The organism is Helicobacter ganmani, assembly GCF_003364315.1.
Taxonomy (GTDB): domain Bacteria; phylum Campylobacterota; class Campylobacteria; order Campylobacterales; family Helicobacteraceae; genus Helicobacter_D; species Helicobacter_D ganmani.
This window is the reverse complement of the sequence record NZ_NXLS01000004.1, coordinates 97,504-121,216: the sequence shown is the minus strand read 5'-3', so window position 1 is coordinate 121,216 and position 23,713 is coordinate 97,504. Positions and strand designations below refer to the sequence as shown.

General features: G+C 36.3%; 28 protein-coding genes. 16 read left to right on the top strand and 12 right to left on the bottom strand.

Annotation, left to right across the window (positions count from 1 at the left end):
- From CQA43_RS05320 to CQA43_RS05295, 6 genes are read left to right on the top strand one after another with little or no spacing between them, the layout of a single operon-like run.
- Complete coding sequence (locus tag CQA43_RS05320) at window positions 1-1,386, top strand: SH3 domain-containing C40 family peptidase (RefSeq protein WP_245944231.1); 1,386 nt, start codon at window positions 1-3, stop codon at window positions 1,384-1,386.
- Window positions 1,373-2,128 carry a metal ABC transporter ATP-binding protein gene (locus CQA43_RS05315; protein WP_115551572.1) on the top strand — a complete coding sequence of 252 codons (756 nt, stop codon included), beginning with the start codon at window positions 1,373-1,375 and terminating at the stop codon, window positions 2,126-2,128. Before CQA43_RS05320 ends, CQA43_RS05315 begins: the two co-directional genes overlap by 14 nt.
- Window positions 2,121-3,479, top strand: coding sequence for an FAD-dependent oxidoreductase (locus CQA43_RS05310; protein ID WP_115551571.1), 1,359 nt, complete (start codon window positions 2,121-2,123; stop codon window positions 3,477-3,479). The genes CQA43_RS05315 and CQA43_RS05310 overlap by 8 nt, the downstream gene beginning before the upstream one ends.
- Window positions 3,448-4,287, top strand: coding sequence for a metal ABC transporter permease (locus CQA43_RS05305; protein ID WP_245944230.1), 840 nt, complete (start codon window positions 3,448-3,450; stop codon window positions 4,285-4,287). The genes CQA43_RS05310 and CQA43_RS05305 overlap by 32 nt, the downstream gene beginning before the upstream one ends.
- Window positions 4,288-4,298: 11 nt before the next feature.
- Window positions 4,299-4,529: a DUF5408 family protein gene (locus tag CQA43_RS05300; protein WP_115551569.1), complete on the top strand. Its 231-nt coding sequence runs from the start codon at window positions 4,299-4,301 to the stop codon at window positions 4,527-4,529.
- Between the two features lie 55 nt (window positions 4,530-4,584).
- Window positions 4,585-5,502, top strand: coding sequence for a DMT family transporter (locus CQA43_RS05295; RefSeq protein WP_181881632.1), 918 nt, complete (start codon window positions 4,585-4,587; stop codon window positions 5,500-5,502).
- Between the two features lie 21 nt (window positions 5,503-5,523).
- On the opposite strand, the gene CQA43_RS05290 is transcribed toward CQA43_RS05295, so the two are convergent.
- The 8 genes from CQA43_RS05290 to tatB are packed head-to-tail and all read right to left on the bottom strand — an operon-like array spanning window position 5,524 to window position 11,035.
- Window positions 5,524-6,861 carry a type IV pili methyl-accepting chemotaxis transducer N-terminal domain-containing protein gene (locus CQA43_RS05290; RefSeq protein ID WP_115551567.1) on the bottom strand — a complete coding sequence of 446 codons (1,338 nt, stop codon included), beginning with the start codon at window positions 6,859-6,861 and terminating at the stop codon, window positions 5,524-5,526.
- Window positions 6,862-6,863: 2 nt separating this feature from the next.
- Window positions 6,864-7,526, bottom strand: a complete 663-nt coding sequence (locus tag CQA43_RS05285) for a Crp/Fnr family transcriptional regulator (protein WP_245944229.1) — start codon at window positions 7,524-7,526, stop codon at window positions 6,864-6,866.
- Complete coding sequence (locus CQA43_RS05280; protein WP_115551566.1) at window positions 7,513-7,896, bottom strand: hypothetical protein; 384 nt, start codon at window positions 7,894-7,896, stop codon at window positions 7,513-7,515. The genes CQA43_RS05285 and CQA43_RS05280 overlap by 14 nt, the downstream gene beginning before the upstream one ends.
- A gap of 10 nt (window positions 7,897-7,906) precedes the next feature.
- A complete protein-coding gene (locus tag CQA43_RS05275; protein ID WP_115551565.1) occupies window positions 7,907-8,122 on the bottom strand; it encodes a PP0621 family protein in 216 nt (71 codons plus the stop codon).
- A complete protein-coding gene (gene rsmG / locus CQA43_RS05270) occupies window positions 8,116-8,688 on the bottom strand; it encodes a 16S rRNA (guanine(527)-N(7))-methyltransferase RsmG (RefSeq protein ID WP_115551564.1) in 573 nt (190 codons plus the stop codon). Before rsmG ends, CQA43_RS05275 begins: the two co-directional genes overlap by 7 nt.
- Before the next feature lie 21 nt (window positions 8,689-8,709).
- Window positions 8,710-9,819: a tRNA preQ1(34) S-adenosylmethionine ribosyltransferase-isomerase QueA gene (queA, locus tag CQA43_RS05265; RefSeq protein WP_115551563.1), complete on the bottom strand. Its 1,110-nt coding sequence runs from the start codon at window positions 9,817-9,819 to the stop codon at window positions 8,710-8,712.
- A complete protein-coding gene (gene tatC / locus CQA43_RS05260; protein ID WP_115551562.1) occupies window positions 9,820-10,566 on the bottom strand; it encodes a twin-arginine translocase subunit TatC in 747 nt (248 codons plus the stop codon).
- A complete protein-coding gene (gene tatB, locus CQA43_RS05255; RefSeq protein ID WP_115551561.1) occupies window positions 10,559-11,035 on the bottom strand; it encodes a Sec-independent protein translocase protein TatB in 477 nt (158 codons plus the stop codon). Before tatB ends, tatC begins: the two co-directional genes overlap by 8 nt.
- A 110-nt stretch (window positions 11,036-11,145) precedes the next feature.
- Here tatB and CQA43_RS05250 point away from each other — a divergent pair, with 110 nt between their 5' ends.
- Window positions 11,146-11,469 (top strand): hypothetical protein, encoded by a 324-nt coding sequence (locus CQA43_RS05250; RefSeq protein ID WP_181881631.1) that lies wholly within the window; start codon window positions 11,146-11,148, stop codon window positions 11,467-11,469.
- A 176-nt stretch (window positions 11,470-11,645) separates the two neighbouring features.
- Here the strand turns inward: CQA43_RS05250 and purU are convergent, their stop codons facing one another.
- Together purU and sppA are read right to left on the bottom strand one after the other, a co-directional pair.
- Window positions 11,646-12,476, bottom strand: coding sequence for a formyltetrahydrofolate deformylase (gene purU / locus CQA43_RS05245; RefSeq protein ID WP_115551560.1), 831 nt, complete (start codon window positions 12,474-12,476; stop codon window positions 11,646-11,648).
- Complete coding sequence (sppA, locus tag CQA43_RS05240) at window positions 12,476-13,369, bottom strand: signal peptide peptidase SppA (protein ID WP_115551559.1); 894 nt, start codon at window positions 13,367-13,369, stop codon at window positions 12,476-12,478. The genes purU and sppA overlap by 1 nt, the downstream gene beginning before the upstream one ends.
- Before the next feature lie 120 nt (window positions 13,370-13,489).
- On the opposite strand from sppA, the gene lepA reads away from it, so the two are divergent.
- Window positions 13,490-15,280 carry a translation elongation factor 4 gene (lepA, locus tag CQA43_RS05235; protein WP_115551623.1) on the top strand — a complete coding sequence of 597 codons (1,791 nt, stop codon included), beginning with the start codon at window positions 13,490-13,492 and terminating at the stop codon, window positions 15,278-15,280.
- Between the two features lie 53 nt (window positions 15,281-15,333).
- Here the strand turns inward: lepA and CQA43_RS05230 are convergent, their stop codons facing one another.
- Both CQA43_RS05230 and glnA read right to left on the bottom strand, forming a co-directional pair.
- Complete coding sequence (locus CQA43_RS05230) at window positions 15,334-17,445, bottom strand: cache domain-containing protein (RefSeq protein WP_115551558.1); 2,112 nt, start codon at window positions 17,443-17,445, stop codon at window positions 15,334-15,336.
- 147 nt (window positions 17,446-17,592) lie between these two features.
- On the bottom strand, window positions 17,593-19,029 hold the full coding sequence (glnA, locus tag CQA43_RS05225; protein ID WP_115551622.1) for a type I glutamate--ammonia ligase: 1,437 nt from the start codon (window positions 19,027-19,029) through the stop codon (window positions 17,593-17,595).
- A gap of 175 nt (window positions 19,030-19,204) precedes the next feature.
- On the opposite strand from glnA, the gene CQA43_RS05220 reads away from it, so the two are divergent.
- The 8 genes from CQA43_RS05220 to CQA43_RS05190 are packed head-to-tail and all read left to right on the top strand — an operon-like array spanning window position 19,205 to window position 23,662.
- Window positions 19,205-19,570: an HMA2 domain-containing protein gene (locus CQA43_RS05220; RefSeq protein ID WP_245944228.1), complete on the top strand. Its 366-nt coding sequence runs from the start codon at window positions 19,205-19,207 to the stop codon at window positions 19,568-19,570.
- Window positions 19,560-20,180 (top strand): ferritin family protein, encoded by a 621-nt coding sequence (locus tag CQA43_RS05215; protein WP_115551557.1) that lies wholly within the window; start codon window positions 19,560-19,562, stop codon window positions 20,178-20,180. Before CQA43_RS05220 ends, CQA43_RS05215 begins: the two co-directional genes overlap by 11 nt.
- Before the next feature lie 2 nt (window positions 20,181-20,182).
- Window positions 20,183-20,437, top strand: coding sequence for a YtxH domain-containing protein (locus tag CQA43_RS05210; protein WP_115551556.1), 255 nt, complete (start codon window positions 20,183-20,185; stop codon window positions 20,435-20,437).
- Between the two features lie 12 nt (window positions 20,438-20,449).
- Window positions 20,450-20,770 (top strand): hypothetical protein, encoded by a 321-nt coding sequence (locus CQA43_RS05205; RefSeq protein WP_115551555.1) that lies wholly within the window; start codon window positions 20,450-20,452, stop codon window positions 20,768-20,770.
- A gap of 33 nt (window positions 20,771-20,803) precedes the next feature.
- Window positions 20,804-21,139: a YtxH domain-containing protein gene (locus CQA43_RS05200; protein WP_115551554.1), complete on the top strand. Its 336-nt coding sequence runs from the start codon at window positions 20,804-20,806 to the stop codon at window positions 21,137-21,139.
- A gap of 18 nt (window positions 21,140-21,157) precedes the next feature.
- Window positions 21,158-23,254, top strand: coding sequence for a heavy metal translocating P-type ATPase (locus CQA43_RS05195; protein WP_115551553.1), 2,097 nt, complete (start codon window positions 21,158-21,160; stop codon window positions 23,252-23,254).
- Window positions 23,255-23,264: 10 nt separating this feature from the next.
- The gene (locus CQA43_RS09890) at window positions 23,265-23,396 is read left to right on the top strand and encodes a hypothetical protein (protein WP_281270105.1); all 132 of its coding nucleotides are present in this window, start codon (window positions 23,265-23,267) and stop codon (window positions 23,394-23,396) included.
- A complete protein-coding gene (locus CQA43_RS05190) occupies window positions 23,393-23,662 on the top strand; it encodes a hypothetical protein (RefSeq protein ID WP_245944227.1) in 270 nt (89 codons plus the stop codon). The genes CQA43_RS09890 and CQA43_RS05190 overlap by 4 nt, the downstream gene beginning before the upstream one ends.
- The last annotated feature ends 51 nt before the right edge of the window (window positions 23,663-23,713 follow it).

The window sequence follows — 23,713 nt, the reverse complement described above, 5'->3', positions numbered from 1 at the left end:
ATGAAAATCAAAAATGTGCGCATTATTTCTTTGATGTTGGCACTCTTTGTTGCTGCAATTTTAAGTGGTTGTGCGACAAAAGCAATAAAGAATCCTCAAGATATTGTAGTCCCCTTGCCCCCGCAAGATTTAAGCCTGTTTGTAAAAGAATCGCATAGTTTGGATAACACCAAAAAACTTGCTTTAAAGAAAGAATATTTGACTTATTTTTTCTCTCCTTTTGACAAAAAACCTAAACATAATGTTAAGGAGCTTCAATGGGGTTTAAGAGAAGCTTATCAAGATTTGGGGTTTGGAGAAAATTTACTTCCATATCAGAAAGAAGAAATTGAAGAGTTAGAATTTGAAGCAAATTTGGAAGCCTATCCAAGCGCGAAAAAACCAGCAATTATTACACGCAATTCTAATTTGCGCGTTTTGCCAACAAGCAAACCTCAATTTTCCAACCCAAATCAAGCAGGAAAAGGATTCCCCTTTGATAATTGGCAAAATTCTGCGATTTATGTAGGCACTCCCGTGTTGATTACACATTATTCGCGTTCGGGCAAATGGGCATTCGTTGAAAGTGGTTTTGTAAGTGGGTGGATTTTGGCATTAGATGTTGGAATCTTAAATGATAATCAGGTGCAAAGTTTAAGGCAAATGCAAGATTTTTTAGTTGTTAGGAAGGACTTAACGCCCATTAAAAATTCTCATCAAGAATATTTGGAATCTGCGCGTATTGGAATGCTTTTGCCGTTGCTTGGTAGCACAACAACACAATATGAAAGCCAGATATTTTTACGCAATTCTCGTGGATATGCCTACACGCTTAAAGTAGCATTAAATCAAAATGCTTTTGATAAATTTCCGATGAATTTTTCTGCTCAAGCAGTTGCTAGCTTGGCACAAGGAATTGTGGGTGAAAAATATGGTTGGGGTGGAATGTTTGGAAATCGGGATTGCTCTATGTTTTTGCGTGATATTTTGGGAAATTTTGGATTTTATCTTTTGAGAAATTCGCAAGCGCAAATGAGGCAAAAAAGTATTCAAGAAAGTCAGGATTCCACATTGTATTTTGATTTGAGCCATTTGAATGTAGAGCAAAAGAAAAATTTTATCCAACAACAAGCTGTACCTTTCGCAACATTGCTTGGTATGAAAGGACATATTATGCTTTACATTGGAGAGTTAGATGGACAAATTTATATTTTGCATGACATTTGGGGTTTAAGAACGCTACAAAATGAAACACAAGAGGGAAGAAAAATTCTTGGTAAAGTTGTGATTACTTCAATTGAAATTGGCAAGCATATACAGGGCATTCATCAGGATAAATTGCTCATTGACCGCATTTATGGTATGCGAAATTTGTTTTTAGAAAGTGAATTTGATGGCACAAAATAAGAACGATAAAAAAATTATTGAATGCAAAAATGTTAAATTTTATTTTACCAAAGAGCGAATTTTGTATAATGTGGATTGGACGATTTGTGAAGGTGATTTTTGGGCAATCATTGGACCAAATGGTGGTGGTAAAAGCACATTAGCGCGTCTTTTGGTTGGATTGCTAAAGCCAACAAGTGGAGAAATTATAAAGAATAAAGATTTGTGCATTGGCTATGTGCCACAAAATACTTTTTTAAATCGTCATTTTCCCATTACAGCACTTGAGGTTGTAATGATGGGGTTTTTAAAACCTAATTTTTTTGGTGGATTTTTACCCAAAAATGCAAAGAAAATTGCAATGGAGAGGTTAGAGCAATTCCATTTGGAATCCTTTGCGCATAAAAAAGTCGGTGAGCTCTCTGGAGGACAGAGACAAAGAGTGCTGATTGCGCGTGCATTATGCGGTAACCCCAATCTTTTGGTCTTAGATGAGCCTACGGCAAGTATTGACCAAAAGAATCAAAAAGAAATTTATGATTTGTTGCGACAAATCAATCAAGAAAAGACTATCCTAATGATTAGTCATGATGTGTCCGTTTTGTTAGGATATGCAAAAAAAGTTTTATATGTGAATAAAGAAGTTACAACGCATAACTTACCAAGTGATGCGAATGTTTCCTCTAGCATAGGGGATAAACATTTCTGCGAAGTAGAGCTTATGGGTTTGTGGCACTCTAATAGAGGAGGTAAAAATGAATAATTCTTATGATGTGGCAATTATTGGTGCTGGAATTTCAGGAAGCGCGTTGTTTTATGCGCTAACGCATTATACAGATTTAAAGCGAGTGGTTTTACTAGAAAAATACGAAGCACCCGCTACACTTAGTTCTAGTGGTAATAATAATTCTCAAACCATTCACGCAGGTGATATTGAGACGAATTATACTTTTGAAAAAGCAAAAAAGGTTGCAAGGTCAGCAGAAATGCTAGTTTCTTATGCTTTATTTCATCAACTGCAAAACAAAAGTATTTTTGAATATCAAAAAATGGCGATTGGGGTAGGGGATAAAGAAGTGGAATTTATGCAAAAACGTCACGAGGAATTTAAGGGGATTTATCCGAAATTGGAATTTTTTACCAAAGAGGACATTAAAGAGATTGAGCCTAATGTCATTAAACTAGCAGACGGAAGCGATCGCGCAGAGAATGTGGTAGGTTCTGGAACACGCAAAAGCTTCTGTGCAATGGATTTTTGTTCTGTGGCGCATCATATGGTAGAGAAAAGTGTATTTGGCGAGCATCAAGCAATTTTTAACTATCAAGTGCAAGATATTATTAAACAAGGCGATGGGAGATATACAATTCGCGCAAAAGGTAAAGAACCCCTTAGTGCCTCTTTTGTGCTAGTGAATGCAGGTGCGCATTCATTATTTTTAGCACAAAATATGGGATTTGGTTTAGATCTTGGTTGCTTGCCTGTGGCGGGAAGCTTTTTCTTTATTCCCGGCGACAAGCTAAGGGGTAAAGTTTATACGGTGCAACACCCTAAACTACCTTTTGCGGCGATTCACGGCGACCCTGATGTTGTAGCAAAAGGCAAGAATCGTTTGGGTCCAACTGCTCTTTCTTTGCCTAAATTAGAGAGATTTAAGCCCGGAACTTATTTGGATTTCTTTAAAACCTCTGGATTTGGAGAAGCGGCTACAACAAAAATTATGTGGGATTTATTTTCAGATAGTGAGATTCGTAATTATATTTTACGAAATTTCTTGTATGAAGTTCCTATGATTGGGAAGAGATTTTTTATCAAAGAAGCGCAAAAGATTATCCCCTCTATCACCTTAGAGGATTTGACTTATGCGAGCGGTTTTGGTGGAATCCGCCCACAAGTGCTTGATAAAAAAACTAAAAAACTTGTTTTAGGAGAAAAAAAGATTAAAAGCGGAGAGGGAATTACATTTAATATGACACCAAGTCCTGGTGCAACAAGCTGTATGCGCAACGCATTGATTGATATGATTGAGATTGCGGAATATCTTAATGCAACGATTAAAATGGATATTATCAAGACTGAATTAAATGAAGAAAGCTTGGAGTGGCTCGTTGATTGAACTTTTGGGATATACTTTTGTGCAAAACGCTCTTTGGGGTGCATTTTGCACAAGTATTATTTGTGGAATTATCGGTACATTGGTTGTAACTAATCGTATGGTGTTTGTCGCGGGTGGAATTGCACATAGCGTTTATGGAGGGGTTGGAATTGCAGCATTTTTTGGCTTACCGATTCTTGTAGGAGCTACGGGATTCAGCATTTTTTGTGCGATTCTTTTAGCCTATATGTTGCTTTTTGCCAAAGAACGTTTGGATTCTCTTATCGGCTCATTATGGGCTTTTGGTATGGCATTAGGTGTGATTTTGGTAGAATTAACGCCGGGCTATAATAAAGACTTTATGGGATATTTGTTTGGTAGTATTTTGAGTATCACAGAGAGTGATATTTATTTGATGGTTGGTTTTGGTCTCTTTTTGATTGCTTTTGTAGGGTTATTTTATCGTATTATTCTTGGAATCTCGTATGACAATGAATTTACTCAATTACAAGGCATTAATACAAGATTCTTTAGCATTCTTTTAATGATTTTGATTGCTTTGGGAATTGTGATTTCTATGCGTTCGGTTGGCATTATTTTAATCGTTGCACTTTTGAGTATCCCTGCTTATTGTAGCGAGATTTTTACAACTTCTCTTGCAAAAATGATGTTTGGAGCAAGTTTGATCTCATTTGTGTGTATGCTATGTGGAATCGCAGTGGCTTATTTTTATGATTTGCAAGCAGGAGCAAGCATTGTGATGATTTTGGCAATTTTTTCCTTTTTCTTGGCTGTTTTTCATCGTTTTTATAAATTTCAAACTATTTAAAAGGATTTCTTATGCAAGAAAATAAACAAACTACCCTAGAAAAGGTGCAAAAAACAGCATTAAAGGCAGTTAAAATCTCTCTTATTGCTTGCGTGATTATGATTGTTTTTGTTTCCTTGAGCCTTTGGGTGTCGCTTAATCAAATCACAGCGACAGCAAATCTTGTAAAAATGCAAAAAGAATATGCACTGCGCTTAGAAAAATTAGAAAATACTCTTGATTCTTCAAGGGTAAATCAATAAAATTTGCATAGTATTAAGTTAGCCTAAGAATCTATGATAAGGTTTCTAAAGAATTATGAAAAATATCCTTTTTTATATTTTACTTGTAATGGCGATGGGTTTTTGGGGTGCTTCTTGGGCTGCTAGTAAGGTTTTGATTGAATATGCAAGTGCAGATGTAGTTGCCTTTTGGAGGTTTTTCTTTGCCTTACTTGCTTCTTGTGCGATAGTCTTTTTTCTCAAGATTCCTTTGCGAATTGACAAGTCTGCATTGAAGTTTTTATCGTTTGCAGCTTTTTTGAATTGTTTGTATTCTATTATGTATTTTATCGGTTTAAATTATGGCAGCGCGGGAAAAAGTGGAGTGCTTGTAACAACATTAATTCCGATATTTGCCTATCTTTTGACTTTCGGGTTTTATAAGCTCAAAAAAGATTCCACAAGAGTGATGAAAAAAAATGAGATTTTGGGTTTATTTCTGGGAATCCTTGCGGGGATTTGTTTGCTAGATTTAGGAAGTTGGCAACAGCTTTTTGGTAAATCCAATGTATTTTTTGTTCTTTGTGCGTTGGATTGGGCAATTTTAACCCTTGTTTGTCGCAATCTTAGAATTCACCCTGTAGCAATTAATCTATACATTACTTTTTTAAGTGTGTTATTGTTTTCGCCTATTTTTTTCTTTCAGCCTAGTATGTTGGATATTTTTACCTTTGAGTTTAGGTTTTGGTGGATGATGTTTATCGTGGCGGTATTATCTACGGCTGTGGGAACGAGCATTTATTATATGGGAGTGGCACGCGTAGGGGCAACGCAAGCAAGCTCTTTTAATCTGCTTGTGCCAGCCACTGCGTTATTAAGCAGTTTTATCATTTTGAGAGAGATTCCAAGTGTTTTAACATTGCTTGGAGGAAGTCTTGCAGTTTTTGCGACTTATCTCATTAATCTTTATCAGCCCAAACATTTTAGTTGGAAGTCAAAAAAGCTTGAGGAATAGATTCAAATATCTTGTTTGCAATTAGCAACAGCTTTCAATTTCTTTTAAAATTCTATGGAGTTTGTCAAGTAATCTAGCAGTGATGATGAGCTGTTCGCTAGATTGGATTGCAATATCTTCACTTAGGTTAATGCTGTCTTCTATGCTCTTGCGTCTTTCCTCACTGATTTTTGCAAAGGCAAGTTTATGCCGAATCTCTTCACTAATATTTTCAATCTCTTCACTAATGAGTTCGCTTAAATGAATGGCTTGTTTGGAAGTTTCTTTGGTTTGTTCTAGGCTTTGCAAAAAATGTGAAAGATTCTGTGAGGCTTGAGATAGCTCGCTTTCTCCTTCTAGCTGAATTGCTTCGGTGAGATTTTGGTTGAGTTTGCCACTTGCGAGGAGTTTGGTTTTTTGCAAAAAGCGTCCCAAATGTGCCCTAATGTTCAAGAGATTATAAATAGAGTAGAATCCAAGCAATATCATAATAAACGCCGCGACATATTGAAATTTCTCCAAATAGGCGCGTTGGTGGATAGAAATGTCAGAATAAAGATTCACCGTCCAATCAATTTCATTTAAGATAGCGGTATTTTGCGATGTAATTTGTTTTAAATCCTCTACAATATGTTCTTGTAGGTTTAAAACATTATCAATATGTTTGGAGTAAGTTTGCCAAAATTCATAGGCTTCTTGAATGGATTTGGCAAGTTTTGGAAAATGTTTGTAGTTGGCATTTTGATAAAAATTTGTGATAATGGTATGATAAAGCGCATGACTCTCTTTAAAAGCACGATAAGATTTGTCATCCCAAATATGAAAATAACGTGTCATCAGATATGCCATTCGCTGTGTGAGCATTCGCTGACGCCCAGAATCATCAATAAGATGGGCAGGCATTTTGGATTCTACCATCGCTTTGACGATGTTATCGGAGAGAAATAACATTTTGATGTTATTTTCGTCCAAAAATTTCCTATCCTCATAAAGTTTGCTAGAAGTAGATTTAAAATCCTCTACAATGGTTTTAAAGTGCGTCCATTGCGTCGTAATTGCTTCTAGCTTGGTGATAATCGTTGTTTTGGTGGGAGGATTAATATTTTTTTGTGGATTGCCAAAGCGCAAGGTGTTTAGGTTGTTTTCAAACTCTTCTAGGGCAAGGTTAAGTGCGGTGTAGTCTTGGCTATTTTGAGAGTTAATAAGGAAAATTTCTTTTGTGATTTTTTGCGTGAGCATTCGCTCTTTTCCTGCAATATTGATGATATAGCCATCTTGGATTCCAAGTTGGTTGATAAAGATTACTGAGAGAATCATTACCCCAACACAAAAGGTTGTAAGAATCCCAAGTATGATGAGGCGCGTTACAATTTTTGTCATTCTTAATCCTGTTTAAAAATATTATGAAGTTTTTGTGGATTGATAATCTCAATCTTACCTTGTTTGTTGGTGAGTAAAATATTATCACGATGAAGTTTTTTTAAAGTTCTAGAAAGTGTCTCGGGCTGAATATTTAAAAAAGCAGCATTTTCTTGCTTTTTGTGTGCATTGAAACTATCTAAATGAAAATAAAGCGTATAGGCTATTTTTGCGGTGCTATCAAAAATGAGATTCTTTTGAATCACCTCCTCAAAAAGTGCGATTTTTTTTTGAGTTTCTTTGAAAAATAAAGCTAAAATACAAGGATTCTGCTCTAAAATTTGCGTTAGTTTTATACCATCAAAACAGGCGATGAGAGAATCTTCCACACATTCAAGATTTGCAAAAGAGAAAAACTCTCCTTTTGTATTTTGTGAGTTAAAGTCCAACAAAAGCCCATTTTCTAAAATCCCCAAAAATACTTCATTGTCAAAGCGTCCAACTTTATAGAGTTTTAAGCATCCTTTGCATAAGAAAAACAAAGAGGAAACGCGCGTTTGCTCATAAAGCACCATTTCTTTGGCGACAAAATGCTTGAAAGTTGTAATTTGGCTTAAAAGCATTAAATCCTCTTTGGCTAAAGCATTAAAAGGAGCGTAGGATTCCAAAGTATTAAAGGTTGGCAAAAATCACCCCATCAATGCCGCATTCTGCAGTTTTTTCAATTTCTTGTTCCTCTTGAATACAAAGTAAAATTTTTGCGTCAAAGAGATAGGTTTCTGCGAGTTTTTGCAAAGTTTTTGCAAGGTGGATTTCCCTGCAAAGCAAGAATCGCACATTTAAATTAACCAAAAATAAGGCTTCTTTGGTATTTCTAACAAAACTTGCATAAGCCAAAGTATTGCTATTACAAAAACGCGCAAGAGCTAAGGTTTGTGTAAAAGAATCGCAAGAAAGCAACAAAAAATCAGAGGGCAGAGAATGGGTGATTTGCTCTTGAGAAGAAATGCGGACGAGATTTAGGGGGTGAATACAAGGGTGATTCAAAATCAGCATTTTTTATCCTTTAAGCAAGTTTGGCACATTCTTTGGAGCAATAATATTTACCATCTTTAATAATTACTTCTTCGTTTGAAACATAAGTTCCGCATTGTGTGCATTCAAGCATAATAGAATCTTGCGTTGATTTGAAGTCATTTTTTGTTGGTTTTTGTTGGTTTTTGCGAAAGAAAAGTAAATACACGCCAACTAAGAATAAAATTAATAAAAAAAATTTTAACATTTTAAATTCTCTCCTAAAATGACAAGATAATGCAACAAGTCCCTTTGAAAATGAGTATATTTTAAGCCTTTTGGAATCTCATTTTCAAAGTTTGAGCCCTTATAGAGTAAGATAGTCGTTTCTTGCGAAATGTGCTTGCTGCACTTTTCTAAAAATTTTTTTATGTTAAAAGTTGCCCTTGAAGTAATCAGATTCGGCTTGATTTCTAACTCTAGCGATTCTATCTTTTTGCGTTGAATTGTAAAGTTTTTTAGGTTTAAATTCGCTTTAATATTTTGCAAAAAAGCAGCTTTTTTGGCGTTGGGTTCACAGAGAATCGTAGGAACCCCAAGCGCGATTCCAAGAGGAATGCTTGGGAAGCCGTTGCCGCTTCCAACATCTAATAGGTTGGTTTTTGTGTGTAGATTCAACTCTTCTAAACTCAAAGGATAGAGAGAATCTTGAATATTTTTTTGAATGCTTTGAATGTCCTTTGCTCCGCTTAAATTATGAATCGTATTCCAATGTAAAAGCAGATTCGCATAAGATTTTAAGAGAGCAATTTGTGAGGTTTGCAGATTTTTCATTGCATCTTTCCTATGTAGAATCTATAATATCAACATTCCATCGCCGTAGGAATAAAAGCGGTAATTTCGTGCTATTGCCTCTTTGTAGAGTCGCTGCATTGTATCTAAGCTTACAAAAGAAGCAACAAGCATTAAAAGAGTGGTTTTTGGTAGATGAAAGTTTGTTAAAAGCGCATTTGTTTTGCGAGGTTTGTTTTGGGGGTGTAAAAACAAATCACATTCGCCACGAAGCTTTCCATTTCTAGCAAACTCCTCAATCACGCGTGTGGCAGTCGTTCCAATAGCGGTAATATGAGAGGCTTGATAGATTTTATCTGCGGAATCTTGCGAGATAAAAAAATATTCTTTATGCATTTTGTGTTCTAAAATATTCTCGCTTTGCACGCCTACAAAAGTCCCAGCACCCACGTGCAATGTTATTTCTGTGTTTTGAAAGTTTTGCTTTAGATTCTTATAGGATTCTTCGCTAAAATGTAAGGACGCAGTTGGAGCGGCAATTGCTCCTAAATGTTTGGCAAAAACGCTCTGATAATCCTTTTTGTCTGCTTGCGTATCTTGTCGCTTAAGATAGGGAGGCAAAGGAATATGTCCAAAGTGTTCTAAAAATTCAAAAAACTCTTCACGATTCAAAGGAGATTCTAAGGTTTTGGAAAAAGATTGTAGATAATTTTGCAAGTTTTTTTGTGGAATCCTGAAAAATTCTGCTTCTTTAAATCCTGCGCCAAGCGTAGAATCTTGATTGTCTTTTAGGATTCTAGCAAAAATTCCTCCCTCAAAGGCAACTAAAAGCCCGACTTTCAAACGCCCTTTAAATTGCATTAGATAGACATTGGGTGTTATTTCTTTGTGGAAGAGTGCTTCAATTTTTGCACCTTTTGTGTTAGGGTTTTTAGAATCTTGCACAACTTTTGTGCCATAGAGCCTTGCGGGTAAAACCTTGGTATTATTAAAAACAAGCAAGGTATCTTGTGGTAGAAAGTTTGCAAAATCTTTGAAAGTTGTATGTGTTATTTTATCGCTTGCGCGTTCATAAACTAGCAATTTTGCCTCTTCCTTTGGGACAATAGGGTAGGTTGCAATGCGCTCTTTGGGTAAGATATAATCATAGCTTTTAAGTTGCAATTCACGCATTTATTCTCCTGCCTCATCGTCTTTTTCTTGTGATTCTTTGTAGGGATTTACCATTTTGGCAATCATAATAGACAATCCATAAAGCAAAACAAGTGGAATCGCCATTAAAAATTGTGAAAGCACATCAGGAGGAGTGAGAATCGCCGCAAGAACAAAGATAAAAACAATGGCATATTTGAAATATTCTTTTAATGTCCTATCGGTAATGAGCCCAATTTTTGCTAGGAAAAATGTAATCACAGGGAGTTCAAAAGAGATTCCAAAGCCAACCATTAATTTAGCAAAAAAGCTGACATATTCTCCTATGCTTGGAAGTGCGGTAAAAAGTTGGGAGCCAAAGTTGATTAAATATCCAAAGCCAATGGGAAAGGCAATGTAATAGGCAAAAGCACAGCCACACAGAAAGAAAAATGTTCCAAAAATCACAAAAGGAAGCACGAGTTTTTTTTCATTATCGTATAAGCCGGGCGCGACAAATGCCCAAATTTGCCAAAAAATTACAGGCAAAGCAAAGATAAATCCACTAAAAAACGCTACCTTAATAGCGGTAAAAAATGCTTCCCCAACTTGTGTAAAAATTACACTTTCGCGTCCCTTTGGAAGTGCGGAGCTAAGAGGAGCAACCATCCAATCTAGGATAAATTCCCAAAAATAAAAGGAGGCAAGGAAAGTAACAAGAAGTGCAAGAGTAATACGAATCAGACACTTTCGCAAATCCTGAATGTGAGGTTTTAAATCTTCAAACATTTTCATTCCTTGTTGTTTGGGTTTGTGATTGTTCTTCTGCTAAATTTGCACCAAATCTCAAAGTCGTCTTGTCAAGCTTATTGGGTTGGATTTCTTTGCTTTGAGAATGCGATGATTTTTCTAGGGTAGAATCTTTAGTGGTGGTTTGGTTTGTTTGTGGATTCTCCTTGGTGGTTTGTGAGGGTGAGGAATTTGGTTCAAGGTCTAAGTTGAGGTCTTTTAGCTCCAAATCTTTGCTTAGGGTTTGGACTTCTTGCGTAATGCTGTTTTTGTAGGCTAGGGCTTCTTCTTTGATTTTATTAAGATTGACTTCGCGCTCTAAATTTTCTTTTGCGTCGTCCATCGTTTTTTTGACTGCCCTAAGGAATTTTGCCATATCTACCAACGCTTTGGGTAATTTTTCTGGTCCTAAAAAAATAATTGCTACGACTGCAATCATCAAAATTTCAAAAAATCCCATTCCAAACATTGCGAAACCTTACCTTTTGCGAGTTTTTTGCTTGAAGTTTGCGATTTTATCCAATTTTGGAATAAAGTGTGCTTAGAGAAAGGTAGAATCCTATTTGAAAAAGGCAGACAATGAAGCAAAAAATTATCAAAAAAGCGTGTATCTTTGGCTATCTTGCGTGTGTGGCAGTATTTTTTGGTGGGTGCATTTCCCCTAAAACGGACGCATTTTTATTAGGTGCTGGAATCGGTGCTGGAGTGACAGCGTATTTTATGAAAGGTGGAGAGATTGCGGGATATAGTGCGCGCTCTTTGCAAAGTGCTGGAGAAAGTGGCAGTGCGCAATCTTTGCCTGATTCCTCTATTCCTTCGGATTTAGAATGGTATTATTTAGAAAAAGAAATTTTTTCTGATATGCAATTACAAAATCAAAGCAAAAGCTTCAGTATATTTTAGATTCTAAAAAGCACAAGGTATGGAATCGCAGGGATTAAGATTTTATTTAGTTTGGTTTATGCTAAAATATGGATTTGTGCTAATTGAGAGTGAATTGCCATCGTGGTGTATGCTACGATTTCTATGAAGCCTCACAAGCCCTTGCAATAACGCAGGCTACGAATTGCAAGGTGAGGTTAAAAGACAATGGTTTTATTGTTATAAACAAAAATCTTTTCTTCTAATGCGAGATTGAGTGCCTTAGCTAGCACGATTTTCTCTACATCGCGTCCGCTTTTTTGCATATCTTTCCAACTCATTGCGTGATTGACTTTTGTAATGTCTTGATAGATAATGGGTCCTTCATCTAGTGCGTTATTTACAAAATGCGCCGTTGCTCCAATGATTTTCACTCCGCGCTCGTAAGCTTGTTTATAGGGATTTGCCCCGATAAATGCAGGAAGAAAGCTATGATGAATATTGATAATCTTGCCCTCAAATCTTTTGACAAAATTTGGGCTTAAAATACGCATATATTTTGCAAGCACGATATAATCACTAGGGAATCTTTCTAGTACTTTTAAGACTTTCGTTTCGTGTTCCTCACGAGTTAGATTTTCGCTGGGAATGCAGATAAAAGGCAAATTAAACTTTTGGCATAAAGGTTCTAAAAGCGTGTAATTAGACACAACGGCCAAAATGTCTGCATTCAACTCGCCGCTATCGTAGCGAATCAGTAAGTCTCCTAAACAATGATTTTCTTTTGTGCATAATATCACGATTTTTTTTCGCTTTGCCTCAAAGACTTCTATATTTGCTTGTGGAGAAAGTAGGGCACGGATTGCTTTTTGCAACGATTTTATGGAGCAATCCCCCTCCATTTCAGAGCGCATAAAAAAGAGATTATTCTCCTTATCTACAAATTCATCATTTTTTAAAATATTTAGATTAAATTCAAAAATTACGCGTGTAATCTCTGCAATTAAGCCTTTTTGGTCTGGTGTTTTGATTTTTAGTATCATTTGCATTAGTTGCCCTTTAGCCAAATTTTGGATAATTGCTCTAATGCGAGCGCAATTCCATTTTGCACACCAAGTGCGATATTGTCCCCAAAGATTTTTTCCAAATAGATTTCAATTTTATCTTTTTCCTCTTTGTGCCACTTGGGATTTTGAATGTTGGCTTTTATGAAAAGTAACTCTTGCGCGTCATAAAGGCTGCCGATTTTATCAATTAACTTAAATTTTAATGCATTGTTGGCACTTAGGATTCTGCCTTGTGCGAAGTTTGGCTCTTCTTGTAGTGAAATTTTGCGTGCAAGGGTAACTTCTTGGACAAACATTTTATATTGTTCTTCAACTAAATCTTTTAACATAGCTTCTTCTTGAGGATTCCACTTTCTCATAAAAGTTCCTGCTTCTTTATAGATTCCAGCTTTGAGGGTTTGTGGCTTAATCCCGAGTTTTTCTGCAAGTTCGCTGATGTCTGCGCCATTGATGATGACACCAATAGAACCTAAAAGCGCGCCACGATTTGCTACGATAGAATCCGCCCAAACACCCGCTAAATAGCTTCCACTTGCCATTGTTCCTTGTGCATAGGCAACCACAGGGATTTTTGTGTGAATGCGTTTGATGGCTTCGGAAATTTCTACGCTTGGAGCAATTGCTCCTCCGGGCGAATCAATGACAAGTAAGATTCCTTGAATCTTTGGGTTTTGCTCTATTTTTTCTAATTCTTCTAAAAAAGTATCACTTTGCAAAATTGTGCCATAGAGATTGATTCTTGCGACATTTGCATCTTGCTTTGGCAAATCATCTTTTGGTGTGAAAATCAATCCAACCACGAGCAAAAAGATGAATACTTTTAAATATTTTGTAATAAAATCTAAAATTTTAGTGAATAAATGAAATATTTTCATAAAATACCTTAAAATGAAAAATCAAAGCCTAAATTATAGCATAGCCAAAAATATTAAGTGTAAATTTGCTAAGATTTTGGCTTCAAAATTGATGATTGAGGTTTAATTCTAATGGACGCAATGCAAAAGATTCGTAATTTTTCTATTATTGCACACATTGACCATGGTAAATCTACTTTGGCAGATTGTTTGATTCAGGCTTGTGGCGCAATTAGTGCGCGTGAGATGAGTGCCCAAGTAATGGATACAATGGAGATTGAAAAAGAGAGAGGAATCACAATCAAGGCGCAAAGTGTGCGTTTAAACTATAATTATAAAGGTGAAAATTATATTTTAAATTTGATTGATACGCCCGGACATGTGGATTTTAGCTATGAAGTTTCGCGTTCTCTTGCTTCAAGTGATGGCGCATTATTGGTAGTAGATGCAAGTCAAGGAGTAGAGGCGCAAACAATCGCAAATGTTTATATTGCTTTGGAAAATAATCTTGAAATTATCCCCGTGCTTAATAAAATTGATTTACCTGCGGCAAATGTGGAACGCGTGAGAAATGAGATTGAACAGACAATTGGACTAGATTGCACAAACGCTTTGCAAGTGAGTGCAAAGGCAAATCTTGGAATCACAGAATTGCTCAATAGCATTGTGGAGAAAATCCCTGCGCCAAGCGGTGATTCTAATGCACCCACAAAGGCATTGATTTATGATTCTTGGTTTGATAATTATCTTGGCGCACTTGCTCTTGTAAGGGTTTTTGACGGAAGTATCAAGGTCGGGCAGAATCTTTATATTATGGGAAGCGATAAGAATCACGAAGTTTTGGGGCTTATGTATCCGCACCCTTTGCGTCAAGAAAAAACAAAGGTGATTCAAAGTGGGGAGATTGGAATCGTGATTTTGGGGCTTAAGAATGTAACAGACATTGCTGTAGGGGATACAATGACAGATTTTAAGGAGCGCACAAAAGAGCCTGTGGCTGGGTTTGAACCCGCAAAACCTTTTGTGTTTGCAGGGATTTATCCGATTGATACAGACAAGTTTGAGGATTTGCGCGACGCACTAGACAAGCTAAAATTGAACGATTCTAGTTTGACTTATGAACCTGAAACTTCTGTTGCATTAGGGTTTGGATTCCGCATAGGTTTTTTGGGCTTGTTGCATATGGAAGTCATCAAAGAAAGATTGGAGCGCGAATTCGGGCTTGATTTGATTGCTACTGCTCCTACGGTTGTGTATGAGGTAAGCAAGACAGACGGAGAGATTGTTTATATTCAAAATCCTAGTGAATTGCCACCAGAGCAAAAGATTGCAGGGATTAAAGAACCTTATGTAAGAGCTACAATTATCGTTCCGAGTGAGTTTTTGGGTAATATGATTACGCTTTTGAACAAGCGACGTGGAATCCAAAAGAAAATGGAATATTTGCAAGAAACGCGTGTTTTGCTAGAATATTGGATTCCGACAAATGAAATCGTAATGGATTTTTATGATAAATTAAAATCCTGCACAAAAGGCTATGCGAGCTTTGATTATGAGCCTATTGGCTATCAAGAGGGAGATTTGGCAAAGCTTGATATTCGCGTCGCAAATGAGATTGTAGATGCGCTTAGTATCATCGTGCCAAAGTCTAAAGCCTACGAGAGGGGTAAAGAGTTAGTAGAGGCAATGAAAGAGATTATCCCTCGGCAATTATTTGAAGTAGCAATTCAGGCGAGTGTGGGCAATAAAATCATTGCACGCGAAACCGTCAAATCTATGGGTAAGAATGTTACTGCTAAATGTTATGGAGGAGATATTACGCGTAAGCGCAAATTGCTTGAAAAGCAAAAGGAAGGAAAAAAGCGTATGAAAGCAATTGGCAAAGTTGCTCTCCCACAAGAAGCATTTTTGGCTGTGTTGAAAATTGATTGATTTAATTTATTGTCTAAGATAAGATTCCACAAGCGGAATCTTATGGGAGATGGCTAGTTGGACTGCTCTTTTGGAGATTCTAGTGATTCGGTTTGTTGTAGAATTTGCTCCATATTCTCTTCTATTTTGACCGCAACAAAAATCATAACATAGAGTGAGCGTTTTGTATATTCTGTAAAAGCACTTTGTGCAGGGTCGCAGACTTCGCTGCAAATCAAATAATGTTTTTGTCCAATTTGAATAATTTTTTTGAAATTTTTTAGACTTTTGAAATCAAATGTATCACTTAAATTATAATTTTCAAAGTTGAAATCTGGTTTTGTGGTGGCTAAAATATTTTTTGCACTATCAAATGCAACACTGAATATTTCACTTTTTTCAGAAAGAATCGCAGATTCTTTAGGTAGGGAATTATCCAAGAATACTTGAATCTTTTCTAAATCTAGCACAAAAAGCAAGCCACCTAAGAATTTATTGTTATCTCCCTTAATTGCATCATAAAAAAGAATAGTTTTTTTGTTGTTATAGAATGCCGTTGGTTCATAGTTAGAAACAATGAGATTATTGAGATTGCTACTATTGAAACGGTCAATAATTCCGAGTTTTTTTGCATTGAATTGAATATCATCTAATGCGTTTTGTAAAGTATTACCCTCTTTGTCAAAAAGGATAATGTTATAAAAATTACTAAAATTTGTTTTTAAACGTTCTAAAAGTGTCTTGGTGCTTGCAAGCGTTTCAGGTGTAAGATTGCCTTGCATATGCTCATCTAAGTAGTTTTTAAATTCTATACCATGTTTTATCCATCTAGAATCTTTAACACATTCTCTAAAAAGGCTATCTGTAATTAATGCAAAATATTTGGAATAATAGTCAATCACATTAAAGAGGGCATTATAGATTCCTTTTTGTAGTTCTTCCGTTGATTGGACGCAAAGTGTGTTCATTTCTTCGCTTAAGATTCTAATATTATTTAAAATTGGATTGAGTGCATAAGAATGGCTTTTTGAGGCAATAATCTCACCATTGATAACAACATCTCCTAATTCTTCATTAATGTTTTCACTTTCTGCAATGACAATGTCTAAATCTTTTGTAACAAGCAAAGAATTTTCTAGTAAAAGAGGGTCAATTTTGTGGTTGGTTTGTTTTTTGGTATCAAATGCAACATAAAGCGGCACGATTCTACAAATGCGCCATTGCTCTGTAATGCTTGTAAAACCTTGTATGTTATTGATTTCTTGCAACGCAACCATACAAGCCTTAGAGCGATATTCTAAAAAAGTGTAATCTTTGTGTTCGGTTAAACTTAACAATTGTCCATTGGGAAACATACGCGTATTATCAGAAAATAAAATATGATTTTTTTGATTAATAATCACAAGATTAGATTGTGGTAAGCGATAGGGAAAACGTTCTAAAATCGTTTTAAATTCTTCTTGGACATCTACCACAAAAGTAAGCACCATAATAGGTGCTTGTTCTTTGTTTTGGCGCAAAGGAATGACGAAGAAGAATTCTGTTCTTTCTTCTTTCTCTTTTTCTTTGGTATCATAAAAATCAACTTTTTGATAAAACTCCCCATATTTTTCTATGTTGCGTGCTTCAAGAATAGGGGATAGTTTTGTAGCATAAGCAATAGCGTATTTTTTGCCTAAATCAATTGTTTGCAAAAGTGTGCCATCATTGTGATAAATCATAATATCTTTATAAACTGCGCTGCTAGTAGCAAATCTTTTAAGATATGCAACAATTGTTTCTAAAGCAACTTTGCATTGTTCTGGATTTTTATCTTTGTGGGATTCAAAGTTTAGACATAAATCTAGTAAATATTTACTTTCTGCGAGCGTAGAGATGTCTTCGTGGCGATTGTGAAAATAAAGCTTAAAGATTTCCGCAATGATTTTTGCAGAAGTGTTTGCTTCTTCATAGGAATTAAAAAAGGTTTGTTCTAAGATAGTTTCAATAAGCCTATCTTGAAGATTCTCAAACTTTTCTTGTGTCGTCTCCATATAATCAAAAAGATTTTCCGCAATATCTAATGAGCTAATTTTGCCTGTCAAAGTTGTTTTGCTAAGTAAGGTATTAAAAGATGAAAATTGCGATTGATAACGTTGCACCATAGGCATATAGTTGCTAAGAAGATTGATTGTTGAAGACTCCATATTAAATCCTGTATAAAAAATAGATTCTGCTATTATAGCAAATTTAAAATAAAAAGAATCAGGGTAAATGACACAAAAGATTTTTTGTGAGTTTAAAACTCTTTTTCTAGTTTTACGCCTTGAAAAAACTGCAAGAGATTATAGAATCTAGCAGCTGTAAGTTGTGATAAACTCAAAAGGATGCGGACGCGCTTCCCAAGGCCAAATTTCAGTTTCAAATTTATATTGTTTGTAGGTTTGAATAAACTCTTCACTAAAAACTTGCCCAACTTTGTAAAATTCCTTATCTAAAAGCATTTCTTCAATTGCACTTCTTAGGGTATGTGGAAGTTGCTTGATGCCTTTTTCACGAATCTCATCTAAAGTAAGCTCAAAAAGATTGACTTCCATTGGTTTGCCCGGGTCTATTTGATTGATAATACCATCTAGCCCCCCCATTAAAAGTGCAGCAAAAGCTAAGTAAGGGTTGCTTGAGCTATCTGGGAAACGAAATTCCATTCTCTTCGCTTTTTCTCCACTATTATAGGGAATCCGAATGCTCGCACTGCGATTCTGTGCAGAATAAGTAAGAATACTAGGTGCTTCAAAGCCGGGAATCAAGCGTTTATAGGAATTTGTTGAAGCATTTGTAAAAGCCGCAATGCTTCTTGCGTGCTTTAAAACACCGCCTAAAAAGTGCATTGCCATTTCGCTTAAACCCTCATAGGCATTTCCTGCAAAAAGATTCTTGCCTTTTTTCCAAATGCTAATATGCGTGTGCATACCGCTCCCATTGTCCCCATAAAGTGGTTTTGGCATAAAAGTAGCTGTTTTGCCATTCAGATGAGCAACCATTTTTACAACATATTTAAGCTTTTGAACATTATCTGCTGCTTCTAACATATCACCAAATTTAACTCCTACCTCTCCTTGTCCTTGCGCAACTTCGTGATGCACGATAAAAGTTTCTAGTCCTACTTGATTGAGCACCTTGACAATCTCTGCACGCAAATCTACCATAGAATCTACAGGAGCAACAGGGAAATAACCTCCTTTTGTGCCAGGACGATGTCCAAGATTGACTCCTTCGTATTCTTTAGAGCGATTCCATTCTCCTTCTTCTGTGTCAATTTCATAGTATTGACAATTCACAGAATCTTTCATCTTGATAGAATCAAAAATGAAAAATTCATTTTCTGGACCAAAATATGCCACATCACCGATTCCACTTTCGTTTAGATGTTTCATTGCGCGTTTGATGATACTGCGTGGGCATTTTTCATAGGGTTTGTTTTTGTAGATATCCCATACATCACAAAATACTACTATTGTCGTGTCGGCGGTGAAAGGGTCAATAAAATAACGCACGGGGTCTGGGATTAGAATCATATCCGACTGATGAACGGGTTGCCACGCAGGAAAGGAGCTTCCATCAAAGGGAATCCCCTCAAAGCTACTTTCATCAATAGAGCTTGCACTAAAGGAAAAATGATGCCAAATCCCCTTAATATCTGTAACGCGGAAGTCAATAAACTCAACTTCATTTTCCTTGCAAAAATCAAAAAACTGCTTAATAGCCTTTTTATCAACAGCCGGCTTTTCCATAAAATACCTTTTAAGAATGAAATTTTCGCGCAATTCTACAAAGTTTTTGTTTAATTGCGATTGAAGAGAATTAAAACTTAACTTTTTAAAAAACTTTAAGATGATATTAATTTTCATTATTCTATAATTCCGCTTTAAGATATTGACATTGATTACCAATTTTAAAGAAAGCAGAGTGGAAAAATTTATATTTAAAGAGGGTCAGGAATTTTCCATTACACCTCAAGACTTGCAGGTTTTTAGTGATTATTTTTCTATTATTCATCACACAAAGGGTAGAATCCGTTTGCGTGCAGATGCGAAATTGAAAAAATATGTGGAAAATAGTGCGGTAGATTTTCAGGCATTTTTGAAATTTTTAGAAAAAACTCCATTGATATCCACCATCAAGCTTAATGAATTAATTGGCTCATTGACGATTCAATATGACGCACATTTGCTAAATCCAAAGGTTTTTGAGGATTTAATGCAGGGTGAAAAACTAGAAGAGATTGCGCAAATAATCAATTATCATCTTCAAAGGAGATTAAATGAGGGCTGAAAATTTACTTTTGGCTTTAAACGATGAATACAAAGCTTATAGCTTTTATGCGTCTGTAAGCTCTTATGGGCAAGTCTTTGCTCATCTCCAAAATGCCGAACAAACGCATATTAACGCTTTGAGTTGGCATTTGCAAAATTTAGGTGTTGTAATTCCACAGAATCCTTACAATGCGGAGAGTTTTGCAAGTTTTTCTAGCATAGAGGAAATTTTACAGACTGCACTTATAAACGAAAATAAAAATGTAGAACTTTACAATACTCTTATTGCAAATGAGAAGGATTCGGAAGTGTTAGACACCTTTTATCGTCTCCAAGCTGCAAGCTTTAATAACCATATTCCCGCACTTATTCATACATTTGAGCAGGTTCAAGGTGTTGCACGAGATTCTACACAAAATCTCCAAAGCACACTTAAAGCCTTAAGTGAGGGTAAAGCACTCTTAAATGAGGCAGGTGAAATGGTTAATAAAATGCAAAATGGAGCTCTAAGTCAAATGGAGTTAGAAAGTTTTTTGCATAAATTCAACTATTCTCTCATTGGCGGGGTCATTGTTGGAGCATTGGGGGCGAGTTTATTAAACGAATTTTTAAATCAAAACAAGGAGTAAAAATGGCATTACCATTTGTTGCGGGGCTAGCAGTCGGGGCAGGAGTTGCGCTTCTCTTTACGCAGCGCAGAAAAATCAAAGAATCTTTTGAAAATCACACAATAAATGCAGATTTGCAAAAAGGCTTAGATAAAGGGAGAGAGGTTTCCCATAAGGCATTGCAATGTGTGCAAAGCACCCTTGAAAAAACCGCACAGAATTTAAAGGATAAGATAGACTCCAAAGAGGATTCTAAGGATTCTACGCAAACCACATAAGGAGTTTTTGAAATGATTATTAATACAGGTATGCCTCGCTCTATTACTGGACACGCATTAAGTGGTGGAGTAATTGCTTTGATATTGAGTGGAGCTTATGAGATTCTTAAGGTTCAAAAAGGAGAAATTAGCCAAAAAGAAGCTCTTAAGAATACGGCTGTTGCAACTTTGGAGGGTGGAATCATCACGGCTTGTGGAATCGCAGCAGCAAATTCTTTGGGAAACACACAATTACCATTGAAAAGTTTGCTAGAAGCCACAACATTGGTTGCTATTGGAGTAGTGAGTATTTATGGAATCCAAGCACTTGCAAATCCAAAAAAAGAATCTTAAAACTGAATCATAATTTATAAAAGGAGTTCTTAAATGTCTCAACCAAATCCAAATAATCCCTATATCAATTCTTTTGACACAAGAAATACACAAAACAATGCGCAATACGGAATCCCAAACTCTCAAAACCAAAACAATCCTTATACTACAACAGGATTTCTTGGAAATGAGAATACGCAAAAAGATTTTCTAAAAGGCGCACTTATTGGTGCAGTTGCAACCTTTATCTTAACTAATGAGAATGCACAAAAAGCGATTTTTAAAGGTTTTGCCAAGGTAAGTAGCTTGTTTGAAAGCGGAATAGAGGAGTTAAAAGAACGTTATGAGGACGCAAAGGCGGAAGTCAATGATGTTGAAATGGACACCTAAAGAGCATTAGGCAAAGCAATGCAACTTATTTTATTGCACGCAACCCAAACAAGAGCACGTTTTAAATATCATTGCAAATCTAGTTTCAGGGTGGATTCTCTAAAATTGCGTCTTTTGCTTGAATCTTGCGCAGAGATTTCCAATGCCCGTGTAAATGCAATTTTGGGCAATGTGATTGTGGTTTTCAGGGGTGAGTTAGAGGAGATTACAAGTCTAGTGCAAACAGCCTTGGAACAAGCAAAGGTAGAATCGCAAGGAGTCAATAAAAAAGAAAGCTATTTGGCTTTGCGTGATGAGATTCCGAGTTCTGCTGAAGTGGCGCGAGCGGGAAGCGCGTTTTTAATTTCTCCTTTTTTACAGAATCCCAAATTTCAATTAGGATTCTCTGCGATTGCCTCCGCTCCTTTGCTTTTTAGTGGAATTAAAGAAACCTTAACACACGGCATTAATTCGCGCACATTGGAAGCTATGGCGGTAGCCATTTCATTGTATTTAAAAGATTTCAAGACAGCAAACTCTACGAATTTTATGTTAGCACTTGGAGAATACATTGAAGAGATGACAATGTACAAAAGTGATGATTTGCTAAAAGAGCTTGCAAAGCAAAAGAGTGGGGAAGCTTGGGTAGAGAGAATCCAAGATGGCGAAAATGTGCTTTTGCAAGTCTCAAGTGAGGAACTGAAAGTTAGTGATATTGTTGTGATTGGTGCAGGAGATACAATTTTGGTAGATGGACACATCACACAAGGGAAAGCATTGATAAATCAAATTTCTATGACAGGTGAAGCAACTCCTACCCCTAAAGATTATGGAGATAAAGTGCTCTCTGGCACGATTGTGCAAGAGGGACAAATTAAGGTTTGGGCGGAATCTGTGGGGGAACAAACTGCAATGGCGCGTATAAAAACCTATATTAAAGAAACACTTGTGCAAAAATCCTCTCAAGAATTGAATGCTTCTAAAATGGCGGATTCTTTAGTGCCTATTACGCTTGGTTTATCCTTGCTTTCTTATTTTTTTACTCAAGACCTTATGCGCAGTGCGAGTGTGTTGCAAGCCGATTATTCTTGCGCATTGAAGCTTACAACCCCCGTTGCGTTTAAATCTGCTATTTCCAATGCGGGCAAGGAGGGAATTATTATCAAAGGTGCAAAAAGCTTGGAATCTTTGCAACTTGCAGAGGTGTTTGTATTTGACAAAACAGGCACTTTAACTAAAGGTGATTTAGAAGTGCTAGATGTAGTTTCTTTTGAGGAATCTTGGGATAAAGAAGCGGTATTGAATCTCGCCGCAAGTATTGAGGAGCATTATTTTCACCCTGTTGCAAAAGCAGTTGTAAAAGCAGCAAGAGAAAAGCATTTTAGGCATTTTCATCACGATGAAGTAACCTTTATCGTCGCGCATGGCGTCAAAAGTGAAATTAGTGGAAAATGCGTTATTATCGGCTCTAGACATTTTTTAGAAGACGATGAGGGAATCGTATTTGATTTTTATGAACAAAGAATCTCCAAACACTTAAAAAATGGTGAAATGCCTTTATTTATAGGTTACGACAAGAAGCTTTTAGGCGTTATTTTACTAAAGGATACTTTAAGAGAAAATGCTAAAAAAGCTTTATCGCGCCTGCGTGAAAGTGGCATTAAGGAAATCATTATGCTTACAGGAGATACACATCAAAAAGCCAAGCAAATTGCTTTAGAGTTGGGGATTGACCGCTATTATGCAGAAGTTTTGCCCACCCAAAAGGCTGAAATTTTAGAGGACATTATGCAAGAGGGCAAAAAAGTTGCTTTTGTCGGCGATGGAATTAACGACGCACCCGCTCTAATACGCGCAGATGTTGGAATAGGTATGCACAAAGGAGCAGATATTGCCAAAGCAAGTGCGGATATTGTGCTCTTGCGTGATGATATTGAAGTGGTGGCGGAGGCAAGGGAGCTTGCAGTGGCAGCCTTAAAGAAAGTGCATAGAGGATTTAAAATTGCTGTGAGTGTTAATTCGTTGATTCTAGCTTTAGCAAGTCTTGGGAAGCTTAGTCCGATTCAAACCGCCTTTATGCACAATGGAACAACGATTGCGCTTTTGCTAAACGCATTGCGACGCATTAAAATTTAAAGGATTATAAATGCAGATTTTATTACTTTTAACCACTTTTGCAAGCGGAATCCTAACAGCAAAAACATTACAAAATGCACAATTAAAAAGAAAAAAATACCAACAACACAAGATGAAATCAAAGACAAAAGGACAAATATGAAAGAAAAGATAGCAACGCAAAAAGAATCACAAACAAGCAAGCCTCTTGGAAAACGGAATCCAAAATTTACAAAAAGCTATATGGAAATGAAGAGAGAAATGGCGAAAATAGGTATGACAACGACTTTATTACTGACAAGCGGGAGTGCATTGTTTGTGAAAAATAGAGTAGCAAAGGCAGTGCATATAGGGGCAGGTGTGGCTTTGGTAGGGTTTTGTATTTGGCACGCTTCACTTTATCCCAAAGAACATAATAAGACAAATTAAAATTTCTATAATGTTGGCTTATAGCAAGCAATCCTCCAAAGAAAATTTCGT

Excerpts from the sequence above, each read along its gene's own strand:
- CQA43_RS05215 (WP_115551557.1), top strand. The coding sequence starts at position 19,560 with ATGAGGGCTGAAAATTTACTTTTGGCTTTAAACGATGAATACAAAGCT.
- CQA43_RS05310 (WP_115551571.1), top strand. The coding sequence starts at position 2,121 with ATGAATAATTCTTATGATGTGGCAATTATTGGTGCTGGAATTTCAGGA.
- purU (WP_115551560.1), bottom strand. The coding sequence starts at position 12,476 with ATGCAAATGATACTAAAAATCAAAACACCAGACCAAAAAGGCTTAATT.
- queA (WP_115551563.1), bottom strand. The coding sequence starts at position 9,819 with ATGCGTGAATTGCAACTTAAAAGCTATGATTATATCTTACCCAAAGAG.
- CQA43_RS05280 (WP_115551566.1), bottom strand. The coding sequence starts at position 7,896 with ATGCTGATTTTGAATCACCCTTGTATTCACCCCCTAAATCTCGTCCGC.
- lepA (WP_115551623.1), top strand. The coding sequence starts at position 13,490 with ATGCAAAAGATTCGTAATTTTTCTATTATTGCACACATTGACCATGGT.
- glnA (WP_115551622.1), bottom strand. The coding sequence starts at position 19,029 with ATGGAAAAGCCGGCTGTTGATAAAAAGGCTATTAAGCAGTTTTTTGAT.
- CQA43_RS05250 (WP_181881631.1), top strand. The coding sequence starts at position 11,146 with ATGAAGCAAAAAATTATCAAAAAAGCGTGTATCTTTGGCTATCTTGCG.
- sppA (WP_115551559.1), bottom strand. The coding sequence starts at position 13,369 with ATGAAAATATTTCATTTATTCACTAAAATTTTAGATTTTATTACAAAA.
- CQA43_RS05195 (WP_115551553.1), top strand. The coding sequence starts at position 21,158 with ATGCAACTTATTTTATTGCACGCAACCCAAACAAGAGCACGTTTTAAA.
- CQA43_RS05205 (WP_115551555.1), top strand. The coding sequence starts at position 20,450 with ATGATTATTAATACAGGTATGCCTCGCTCTATTACTGGACACGCATTA.
- CQA43_RS05210 (WP_115551556.1), top strand. The coding sequence starts at position 20,183 with ATGGCATTACCATTTGTTGCGGGGCTAGCAGTCGGGGCAGGAGTTGCG.
- CQA43_RS05275 (WP_115551565.1), bottom strand. The coding sequence starts at position 8,122 with ATGTTAAAATTTTTTTTATTAATTTTATTCTTAGTTGGCGTGTATTTA.
- CQA43_RS05290 (WP_115551567.1), bottom strand. The coding sequence starts at position 6,861 with ATGACAAAAATTGTAACGCGCCTCATCATACTTGGGATTCTTACAACC.
- CQA43_RS09890 (WP_281270105.1), top strand. The coding sequence starts at position 23,265 with ATGCAGATTTTATTACTTTTAACCACTTTTGCAAGCGGAATCCTAACA.
- CQA43_RS05315 (WP_115551572.1), top strand. The coding sequence starts at position 1,373 with ATGGCACAAAATAAGAACGATAAAAAAATTATTGAATGCAAAAATGTT.
- CQA43_RS05200 (WP_115551554.1), top strand. The coding sequence starts at position 20,804 with ATGTCTCAACCAAATCCAAATAATCCCTATATCAATTCTTTTGACACA.
- CQA43_RS05305 (WP_245944230.1), top strand. The coding sequence starts at position 3,448 with ATGAAGAAAGCTTGGAGTGGCTCGTTGATTGAACTTTTGGGATATACT.
- CQA43_RS05230 (WP_115551558.1), bottom strand. The coding sequence starts at position 17,445 with ATGGAGTCTTCAACAATCAATCTTCTTAGCAACTATATGCCTATGGTG.
- tatC (WP_115551562.1), bottom strand. The coding sequence starts at position 10,566 with ATGTTTGAAGATTTAAAACCTCACATTCAGGATTTGCGAAAGTGTCTG.
- CQA43_RS05300 (WP_115551569.1), top strand. The coding sequence starts at position 4,299 with ATGCAAGAAAATAAACAAACTACCCTAGAAAAGGTGCAAAAAACAGCA.
- CQA43_RS05320 (WP_245944231.1), top strand. The coding sequence starts at position 1 with ATGAAAATCAAAAATGTGCGCATTATTTCTTTGATGTTGGCACTCTTT.
- tatB (WP_115551561.1), bottom strand. The coding sequence starts at position 11,035 with ATGTTTGGAATGGGATTTTTTGAAATTTTGATGATTGCAGTCGTAGCA.
- rsmG (WP_115551564.1), bottom strand. The coding sequence starts at position 8,688 with ATGAAAAATCTGCAAACCTCACAAATTGCTCTCTTAAAATCTTATGCG.
- CQA43_RS05295 (WP_181881632.1), top strand. The coding sequence starts at position 4,585 with ATGAAAAATATCCTTTTTTATATTTTACTTGTAATGGCGATGGGTTTT.
- CQA43_RS05190 (WP_245944227.1), top strand. The coding sequence starts at position 23,393 with ATGAAAGAAAAGATAGCAACGCAAAAAGAATCACAAACAAGCAAGCCT.